The sequence below is a fragment of the Phormidium sp. FACHB-1136 genome, from assembly GCF_014697375.1.
In the GTDB taxonomy this organism is placed as follows: domain Bacteria; phylum Cyanobacteriota; class Cyanobacteriia; order Phormidesmidales; family Phormidesmidaceae; genus Nodosilinea.
Genome location: NZ_JACJRS010000146.1, coordinates 1 through 9,495, shown reverse-complemented (window position 1 = coordinate 9,495; position 9,495 = coordinate 1). Strand labels below are relative to the sequence as shown.

Here is a 9,495-nt window from a genome sequence, read left to right as displayed (position 1 = left end):
ATGCTGTTGAGGCTATCCATCGGTGCACCGTGTTTTACTTGCACCTGCACTCTATGCGGTGGATAGCTTTTTTCCAACCCAACCCCAAAAAACTGTCCGGAGTGTTGGCTTGAACATGAGCAATAGAATAGGCACAATTTCCGCATTGGCCAATCGCTGTTTGAGTAACTGCTGAATCTGGCTAAGGGCCGTTTGACGATTCAAGGCCGTTACCAAGCCCTGCACGATGGGATCAACATCGGCATCGAGGCCAGTGAACGAGGGGATGTAGGAGGTGAGTCTAAATTTCGTGAACTTAAGGGATACAGGAGGGAGGGGTCAGCTACGCTGTGGAGGCTGAGGGTGGGGTGTCTGCCTACTGTTCTGTCTCCGTGGGGTGTCTATGGCGTCTATGCTGCCGTTTATTATTCAAAGGTTTGTGTTTCAGCCGGAGGGGCAGGCGCAGATTGCCAACCTGGACGACCCCAAGGGCACACCGGGCACGATTCCGGGCTATTTTGTGATGAGCAGTGCCCCGCCCAACATCGATCCCAACCCTGACGAAAAGCCGGAGTTTACCGAAGCTCAGCAGCAACAGTATGCCCAGCAGGGGGTCAACGAAATTGCTGACCATCTGCGCCGGATGATCGCCGCCAGCCCAGAGAGCAACGCTGAACTGGTGATCACGGTGCATGGCTACAACACCAGTCGGGGAGGGGTGCAGGCTTGGTATAAGAATATTTTTAAGTATGTGAATCGCCACGATGAGACTATTGCGGCCCATCCCAATCGGGTGTTTGTGGGCTATCGCTGGCCCTCGGAAAATGTCAAGCTGAGCCGATTTCTGGAGGCGATCTTAGCCCTGCCGCCCTTGCCCCGCGACATTTTGTTTACCGGGGTGGTTGGCCTCTTCCTCTTCGTCCTGTTCCAGTTCATCACCCTTGGGGCCACCTGGTGGGGACGGCTGCTGAGCGTCGCCTTTGGCTTGGCCACGGCCCTAGGGTTACTGATGTTTGCCCTGGTGGTGTTGCGGTTGGTGGTGTATTTCCGAGATAACTACCGGGCTAACAACTTTGGTGTGTTGGACTTGGTGGAACTGCTGCGTCAAATTGACCATGCTATTGTGCAGCGTACCGCCGAGGAGATGTTCCCCGGCATGGCCCGATCCAGCACCGTTGACCAGGCTAAGGCCATGGCCCAGGCCCAGAACTATTGGTCGCGCCGTGCCCAAAATAACAAGATCAAACTCAGCTTCATTGGCCACAGCATGGGTGCCTTTGTGGTCACCAATGTGGTGCGTATTTTGTCCGATGTGTTTGACGATAGCTCGGTCAAAAAGCGCCCCGATAGCAACGTGGGGGATGTGTTTCGGCTGGAGCGGTTGGTGCTGGCCTCCCCGGATATCCCGGTGCTGACGATTATCACCAGTCGGGCCAACTTTCTGGCCTCCTCCCTGCGGCGGTTCTCCGAGTCCTATCTGTTTTCCAGCGAGGGCGACATTGCCCTGCGGATCGCCTCCACCGCCGCCAACTACATTGCCTTCCCTAGCCGCACCCAGGCCCGAGGCTACCGATTGGGCAACGTGGCTCTCCGCAATCCCTCCGTCACCCCGGTCACCTATGGCCTGATCAACCTGCCCCACCTCGATCAGGACTTCCCGCCCAATGTCTCCGTGGGTGCGGCCATTAGCCAGGCCCAGGACAAGGTGATGGAAGCCCTCTTCCTCACCTTCCAACGGTTTCAGATCCATGGCGTGGTCACCCTAGCTAGCCTCTTTCAAGAGCAATCCCCCGGAAACAGCAACCAGGCCACCATCGCTGACCTGTTCACCTACTTTGACTGTACCGATTACGTAGACTTTCGCTACGACCCGGAAGACAACACCTGTTCGGCCCAGCCCATGGGCTTACTCACCCAGGCGAAGGGGAAACCTGTCCTAAAATCCTGGGACTACTTCCTGCTCACCCTCGACTATGCCACGGGCAAGCGGGATGTCCACGGCGGCTATTTCCAGGGCCAATTCACCCAGAAATTGCTCTACGGGCTGGCTTTCCTGGGCTTTGGCGGCTACCTCAATACCCTCAATACCGATCCCCAGGTGGCCCTCAGCCAACTCCATGTCGATTGTCAAGCCAAGGGCATTCAGGGCTACCTCTCCCCCTTCCGCTACCGGGTGGATATCCAGGGCGGTAACCTGGAAGGATCCTTAAAAGATATGCTGCGGGCCATTGAAGACAATGCCGCCCAGACCATGACCCGACCGAGCGAAATTCCCACCCCCGACCAATAAACCCTCCCTCCGATCCCACACATTCAGGCACCCCGGACAACCCACCATGGCGACTGCCGATATCCAAGCCTTCCTAGACGATCTCTATGCCCAACTTCAGCCCCTGCGCCAGGGCCAACTCGCCTGCTATATTCCCGAACTCGCCAAGGCCAACCCCGACTGGTTCGGCATCAGCGTCGTCACCCTGGATGGCCGCAGCTTTGATGTGGGGGATGTGCAGCAAACCTTCACCATCCAATCCATTTCCAAGGTCTTTGTCTACGCCATGGCCCTAGAGGACTATGGCCGCGAAAAACTGCTCAAAAAAGTGGGCGTAGAACCCACGGGCGACCCCTTCAACTGCCTGATTCGCCTCGACGAAGACTCCAAGCGCCCAGACAACCCCATGGTCAACGCGGGGGCCATCGCCACCACCAGCCTGATCACAGGCCAAGACCCCGCCGACCGCCTCAACCGCCTACTGGCCATGTTCGAGCGCTACATCGGCCATGAGGTGTTTATCGACATGTCTACTTTTCTCTCGGAAAAGGCCACCGGACACCGCAACCGGGCCATGGCTCACCTGATGCTCAACTTCGGCATGATCGACGAACCCCTTGACGATGCCCTTGACCTCTACTTTCAGCAGTGCTCCGTGCTGGTCAACACCCACGACCTAGCGGTAATGGCCGCGACCTTGGCGAACCGAGGCATCAACCCCATCACCGGAACCCAGGCCGTCGATGCCGCCCACGTCCGCGATATCCTCGGCGTCATGTATACCTGTGGCATGTACAACTTTGCCGGGGAATGGGCCTTTCGGGTGGGCATTCCGGCTAAAAGCGGCGTTTCCGGCGGCATCCTCGCCGTAGTACCCAACCAAGCGGGCATTGCCGTCTTCTCGCCACCCCTCGATAGCCACGGCAACAGCGTTCGAGGGCTCAAGGTCTTCGAGGCGCTCTCCCAGGAGTATGGCTTCCACCTCTTCGACCTCTCCCTGGGCCGCTGTCGTTTCACCGCCGCCCTGGGCGAGGATAGCTAGGGGCCAAAAAAAGAGGCATAGCTGGGCTATACCTCATCATCTGCATGGCTAACACCCCATCCAAAAGAGTTGAGGGGTTCTTGGGGGTACCCTACAGGCTCCCCGGCTTAGAACCGCCCCAACCCCTAGGACATGGCTTGAATGATGTAGTCAAAGTAGGGCGTGGCCTCGGCTGCGTCTTCATCGGACAGCAGGCTGAGGGAAGCTTCCTTCAGGCAGCGCACCGCCTCGGCCATGCCGGGAACGGGCACATCCAGGGCGTTGTACATTTCGCGCACGCCAATCAGGCCAATGCTTTCGATAGGATCCTTATCCCCACAGATCACTCCGTAGGTGATCAGCCGCAGATACCAGCCATAGTCGCGCAAACACAAAGCACGCTGCTTTTGGCCAAAGGCATTGCCACCGGGGGCGATGAAATCGGGCCGACGCCGCCACAGTTCGCGGCTGGCTTGGTCAACGATTTTTTTCTCGTTCTCAGACAGGGTGCTAGCGATGCGCATCCGCTGCTCACCCGTTTTCAAAAAGTCTTCGATGGCCTTCAGCTCACCGCTAGTCGGGTAGCGCAGCTCATCATCGGCGTTCAAAATGACTTGGCTAACGACAGACATAGTTAATTAATGACTGGGGATGACTCTTTTATCTCTGTTAGTGTAACCAGTTGGGGGCGTCAGGGAAAGTTGTCTAGCCATCTTCTAGGCGAGATTTCTGACAGCAGAAAAATGGAGAACCAGGGGCTAAGACGCTGATTTGGCAAGGGATTAGGGGGTTTTGGCGTCAACGGGATGCCTGAGAAATAGCCCCAATCCCGTAATGTTTCGACACATTTGCCCCATGCCGATGCCCTAAAGCAGCATGGCGGATCGTTCCGCCAAGTCAGACCGTTCGCCCTTGGTGAGGGTGATGTGTCCGGCGATGGGTTCGTTTTTGAACCGCTCTACCACGTAGGTAAGGCCGTTGCTGGCGGCGTCTACGTAGGGGTTGTCAATCTGGTCGGGGTCGCCGGTGAGGACGATTTTGGTGCCCTCTCCGGCGCGGGTGAGAATGGTCTTCACCTCGTGGGGAGTGAGGTTTTGGGCTTCATCCACAATCAGAAATTGCTTGGGGATAGAACGCCCCCGAATGAAGGTGAGCGGTTCGATTTGCAAGAGCCCTTGGCTGATCATTTCCTCGTGGCCGCGCCGCCAGTGTTCGGGCTTGCCTCGGCTGTCTTGGGTGCCAAAGATGAGGTCAAAGTTGTCGTAGAGGGGCTGCATCCAGGGGTTGAGCTTTTCGGTGATGTCTCCGGGCAGGTAGCCCAGGTCGCGGCCCATGGGCACGATGGGACGGGCAATCAACAATCGCGAGTAGAGCCGTTCGTCGGCTACCTTTTGCACTCCGGCGGCAATGGCCAGCAGGGTTTTTCCGGTTCCGGCCCGACCCACTAGGGTGACGAGGGAAATGGAATCTTGCAGCAGCAGTTCAAAGGCAAAGCGCTGTTCCCGGTTGCGGGGCTGCACCCGCGACACACCGGAATGGGGCAGTTTACTGAGGGGGATGACCTTGCCGCTGTCGCCCTGCACAAAGCCGAGGGCGGTGTGGCCCGGATTAAACTCATCCACCAGGGTAACGGCCTGGTTCGGGCAGAGGTCTTGATCTAGCCGCAGGTATCCTTCGCTGAACAGGTGTCCCATGGTCTCCCCAGACACCATCACCTCGGCGGTTCCGGTATAGAGGTCGTCGATATCGACTTTGTCGGTTTCGTAGTCCTCCGCCACCAGGCCAAGGGCATCGGCCTTAATGCGCAGGTTGGTGTCCTTGCTCACCAGCACCACGGGCAGGTCGCGGTGGTGGCGATACTCCATGGCCACGGCCAAAATGGCGTTGTCGCCCTTGTCGCCCTCCAACTCAGCGGGCAGTTGCATCAGGGTTTCCCGATGGCACAGGGCCACCTTTAAATGACCCCCATGGTCGAGGGGAATGCCCTCCACCAGCGACCCATGGCTACGCAGTTCGTCCAACGTGCGCGACACATGGCGGGCATTGCGGGCGGTGTCTACGGTGCCCTTTTTGAAGCGATCCAGCTCTTCAATAATGGTGATTGGTAAGACGACATCATTATCCTCAAACCTGAACATTGCCATGGGATCGTGCAGCAATACATTGGTATCGAGGACAAAGACTTTCTTCATAGAGGAAAAGCAAATAAAGGAAAGGCGGGAATGGGGTGAGCGGGAGGCAACGGCCCAGCCCTAGCCATCCGGCTACAGACGACTGTTACGGACAACTGTTTAGTCACTGTAGCGGATCTGTTGGTCTCTGCCGATCCCCCAGTTCTTGAATCTTGACAGGGACGCTCAGTTTTGAGCCGATATCCAAACCCCGCCGGGGGCGAGATCCGCTACAGGGCTTCTCGGTAGCGGGTGAGTAGGGGCAGGAGGTAATCGTAGCCATCCACACCGATGCTGGCGAGGAACTGGGGACGGTGGCTTTGCAGAATGGCCTGAAACCCCTCTGGCCCCAGTTGACCGTAGAGAATACTGAGCAGGGCTGCGGGTTGTTGCCAGTCGTCGGAGCCAATTTGGTCAAATAGGTACATGGCCAAACTGCCCGTGAGGATGGCCTGGTCGAGGGTTCCGGCCCCCTGGTGGGCGGCGGCGAGGTGGGCCAAGTTGGAGGCCACTAGGAAGCGGTCGCCAATGGCCTGGGCGACCTGCAACCCATCGGTGAGGGCGGTGATGGCCGCTTCGTACTGGCCGAGTTTGAGTTGGGCAATCCCCAAACTGTTGGCACATAGGGCTTGGCTGGGCCGATCTCCCACCTGGGCCGAGAGGGTAACGCCTTGCTCTAGGTAGCTCAAGACGGCCTCGTACTGTTCGGGTTCCAACAGTTGATCTTGACCCTGGGCTACCTGGCTGTAGCCCAAATTCGCCAGGGCGTTGGCTTGGCCTAAAGTATCTCCCTGTTGACGGGCCAAAATTAAGGCGCGTTGGCTGTGGCCGAGGGCGGTATCGTAGTCTTGCTGGGCCACGGCGGTGCGGCTGAGGTGGTTGAGGCTGGCAATTTCGCAGACGCCATCCTGGGCTTCGCGGGCAATGGCGAGGGCCTGGTCATGGAAGGCTTTCGCCTGGGCGTAGTTGCCCATGGCCCGTTGGGAATAGCCCAGCAGCGTGAGAATGCGGCCCTTGGTGGCGGTGTTGGGCACCTGCTGAAGGGGTTGATCCAAATAGTCCAGCAAGGTGCGCAGGGGTTCCCCAGAGAGGGCCGTAAACAGGCCGCCATAGAGCGGGAAATAGGGCTGGTTGGCGAACTGTCGTAGCCCCTGCAACAACACCTGAAAACTGCCCTGGACAAGGGAACCCTGCCCCAGTTGGCCCAATCGATGGGCAATTTGGCTCCAGACCACCGCAAAGGTCAAAAACGTGGCAATGGAGAGGCGTTTACCCGCCTTGGGGTCGTAGGGTTGTTGGTCAAACCAGGTCACCAAGGCCCGCTGAAGCCGTTGCAGCACCACCACCCAGGCCACCCAGTCAGCCGTCAGCAGGGGCGTGGATAGTCCGGCGGCGGTAATGCTGCGGTTCAGGGCCAAGTCTTCAAAGAGGTACCGCAGGGATGGTAGGGTGGTCTGCTTACCCCAGGAGGCCCAGGGGCCTTGGGTTTCCCCCGCATTGCCAAACCCTAGCGTGGATCGACCCGCCGTAAAAATCCAGCTCACCACCTCGGTCTCTAGCCCCTGCCAGGTGGCGATCCCCTGATCTAACCCCAGGGCTAAATCCGCCAGGGACGGGCCTGTCTGGGCTTCCGTTTCCACCGTTGTGGATAGTGCGGATTGCTGTAGGGCTTTGGCCAACTGACCGATCTGATCGCGATCTAACGGCTGGGGCTGGTTGGGATCCAGGGCCGCCAGCAAGATCGCCAGCCGATCCGCCACCGCCCCCTGCACCAATTCCGCCGCCACCCCAGTCAACACCGCCGTGGCCTGGTTATCGGCCTGCCAGCGTTGCCATTCAGATTCAATCATCTTAAGTGCCCGCTGCTGCCGTTGGGCCTTGGCCTGCTTAAATTCGTCCGCCGCCGTCAGCCCCGTTTCCACCTGGGCTAGGGTATTCGCCAAGGCCCGCTCGAACAGTTCCCCACTGCCGGGTTCTAGCCCCTGCTGCAACCGCCGATAGACCTGTTGTTTGGACTGAATTTTGCCCTTCAGGGTGTCGGCTACCAGTTGATCAATGAGCGCTTGGCAGGGTGAGGTCATGGCTGGGAATGGGATGTCTGTTGATTAGGATAACGGTTGAGGTGGTCGAGGCACAGGTTCGGGCGGGGGCTAGGAATGTCTGGGGTCATCGTGGGAGAATGCCGTTTTGCAGGTGAGATCGGTTAGCATCACAGGATGTTGGGCTGATGCGCCCTGGTCTCAGACGGATGTTTATTCACTGCTATCGCCATGTTTAATCTAGGTTGGCCCGAAGTTGCGATTGTAATTGGCGTTGCGCTGCTGATCTTTGGGCCGAAGAAAATCCCCCAGCTTGGGGGAGCCTTGGGCAAAACCCTACGGGGTTTCAAGGAGGAAATCAGTGACACCAAACCCAAGGAAGTCGAGCCCTATGAAGATGCCGAGGACGCCGACGTTTACCGTTAGCCACGTCTAAGCAGGCCGCTTTACGTTTCATTGTCGTTTCATTGTTACGTTTCATCGTGCGGATTAACCGGACAAGTTCGGTGAGGTCTCAAGGGGTTAGGTATCCCCTGCACTGCCGTAGCCTTTGTGTTGTATGACGATTCAGTCTCCTGACTTTTGGAAAAGGCCCAGTCTCTGGGCCGCTTTGGGTGTGTTGGTGTTGGTAGGGGTCGGATCTACCCTGGTGGTGCGCCAGCAGCTAGAGGCGCGTCGGTTGGCAGAAGAACGCGCCGCCCTGCCCCCGCCCCGACAGGTGAAGGTCGTCGCCCTAGGCCGAATTGAGCCCGCTAGCCGGGTGGTGCAGGTATCGGCCTCCGAGGCGGGGCGAATTGAACGCCTGGTGGTGGCCAAGGGCGACCGGGTGGAGGAAGGGCAGATTTTGGCCTATCTAGATCGCTATGTGGTGCGGCAGGCGGAACGAGATTTAGCCGCCAGTCAACTGGCCGAGGCCCAGGCCCAACTCGCGGCCCAACGCAATCTAGGACAGGCCCAGGTGCAGGAGGCGACGACCCGGATTGGACAGGTGGATGGGCCGGAACAGGCGGCCATTGCGGCCCAGGCGGCGGCGGTACAAAGTCTTCAGGCCCAGTTGAATGTGGCGGAAATTGACCTGGCCCGGTTTCAGCAGTTGCACCGTTCTGGAGCCATTGCCCGCCAAGAACTCGACCGTCAGCAGGCCACGGTCAATAGGCTCCGCGCCGATGTCGCCAACGCTAAGGCCACCCAGCAGCGCCTAGAGCAGACCCGCATCACGGATATCACCAATGCCGAGGCCCAGTTGGCGGCGGTACAGGCCAACACCACCCTGGCCCAACTGCAAAGCCGGGTCGATTCCGCCGCCCAAACCCTAGCCTTGGCAGAGGCCCAACTTGCGCTCACGGTGGTGCGATCTCCCCAAGCGGGGCAGGTTTTGGATATCCGGGCCTACCCCGGTGAGGCGGTCTCGCCCGGAGGTGGGCCGATTCTGTCCTTGGGTGATACCCGCCAAATGTTCGTAGTCACCGAAGTCTACGAAACCGATATTGGCCGCGTCAGACTGGGCCAGTCCGCCACCATTACCAGCCGCAACGGAGCCTTCCCCGGCACCCTCACCGGAACCGTGGCGGAAATTGGCCTACAAATTGCCAAAAACGACGTGATTGACGACGACCCCGCCGCCAACGCCGACGCCCGTGTGGTAGAGGTGCGCGTGCGAATTGACCAAAGCGAAGTGGTCGCCGCCCTCACCAACCTCCAGGTGGATGTGGCCATTGATATTGAGGCGTCCCCTAACTCGACCATCGCCCCCTCAGAGAACCTGGATTAGAGTGTTCTATAGAAATGACTATCCATTTGCCATGGCCATCGCCCTCACCGCTGCCCCTCTCCCCAAGGGCCCCTGTATATACACATCTTGTTTTCATGCCGCAAGTCCTCGGTGATCCCCCTAAATCCCCCTTGAAAAGCAGGGTGGTTTTATTGTCAGAGGAGAAAAATGAGGATGGTCTGAAACCCTTATCAAGGCGTTCAGCCCATATCCCTCATAGACCCATTAAAAACGATTGAAGACCC

At 58.5% G+C, this 9,495-nt stretch carries 7 protein-coding genes; 4 read left to right on the top strand and 3 right to left on the bottom strand.

Annotated features, from left to right (window positions below; all coding sequences use genetic code 11):
• The first annotated feature begins 382 nt into the window (after nt 1–382).
• Nucleotides 383–2,269, top strand: a complete 1,887-nt coding sequence (locus tag H6G62_RS24700; protein ID WP_190500176.1) for an alpha/beta hydrolase — start codon at nt 383–385, stop codon at nt 2,267–2,269.
• Nucleotides 2,270–2,315: 46 nt separating this feature from the next.
• On the top strand, nt 2,316–3,290 hold the full coding sequence (gene glsA / locus H6G62_RS24695; RefSeq protein ID WP_190500173.1) for a glutaminase A: 975 nt from the start codon (nt 2,316–2,318) through the stop codon (nt 3,288–3,290).
• 125 nt (nt 3,291–3,415) lie between these two features.
• Here the strand turns inward: glsA and apcD are convergent, their stop codons facing one another.
• The 3 genes from apcD to H6G62_RS24680 all read right to left on the bottom strand — a co-directional run bounded on the left by apcD (nt 3,416) and on the right by H6G62_RS24680 (nt 7,521).
• Nucleotides 3,416–3,901, bottom strand: a complete 486-nt coding sequence (gene apcD, locus H6G62_RS24690; RefSeq protein ID WP_190500171.1) for an allophycocyanin subunit alpha-B — start codon at nt 3,899–3,901, stop codon at nt 3,416–3,418.
• 234 nt (nt 3,902–4,135) lie between these two features.
• On the bottom strand, nt 4,136–5,461 hold the full coding sequence (locus H6G62_RS24685) for a PhoH family protein (protein WP_190500169.1): 1,326 nt from the start codon (nt 5,459–5,461) through the stop codon (nt 4,136–4,138).
• A gap of 209 nt (nt 5,462–5,670) precedes the next feature.
• Nucleotides 5,671–7,521, bottom strand: coding sequence for a tetratricopeptide repeat protein (locus H6G62_RS24680; RefSeq protein WP_190500167.1), 1,851 nt, complete (start codon nt 7,519–7,521; stop codon nt 5,671–5,673).
• Nucleotides 7,522–7,710: 189 nt separating this feature from the next.
• Here H6G62_RS24680 and tatA point away from each other — a divergent pair, with 189 nt between their 5' ends.
• Nucleotides 7,711–7,905, top strand: coding sequence for a twin-arginine translocase TatA/TatE family subunit (gene tatA / locus H6G62_RS24675; protein WP_190500166.1), 195 nt, complete (start codon nt 7,711–7,713; stop codon nt 7,903–7,905).
• 133 nt (nt 7,906–8,038) lie between these two features.
• Nucleotides 8,039–9,250: an efflux RND transporter periplasmic adaptor subunit gene (locus tag H6G62_RS24670; protein ID WP_190500164.1), complete on the top strand. Its 1,212-nt coding sequence runs from the start codon at nt 8,039–8,041 to the stop codon at nt 9,248–9,250.
• Nucleotides 9,251–9,495: the final 245 nt, after the last annotated feature.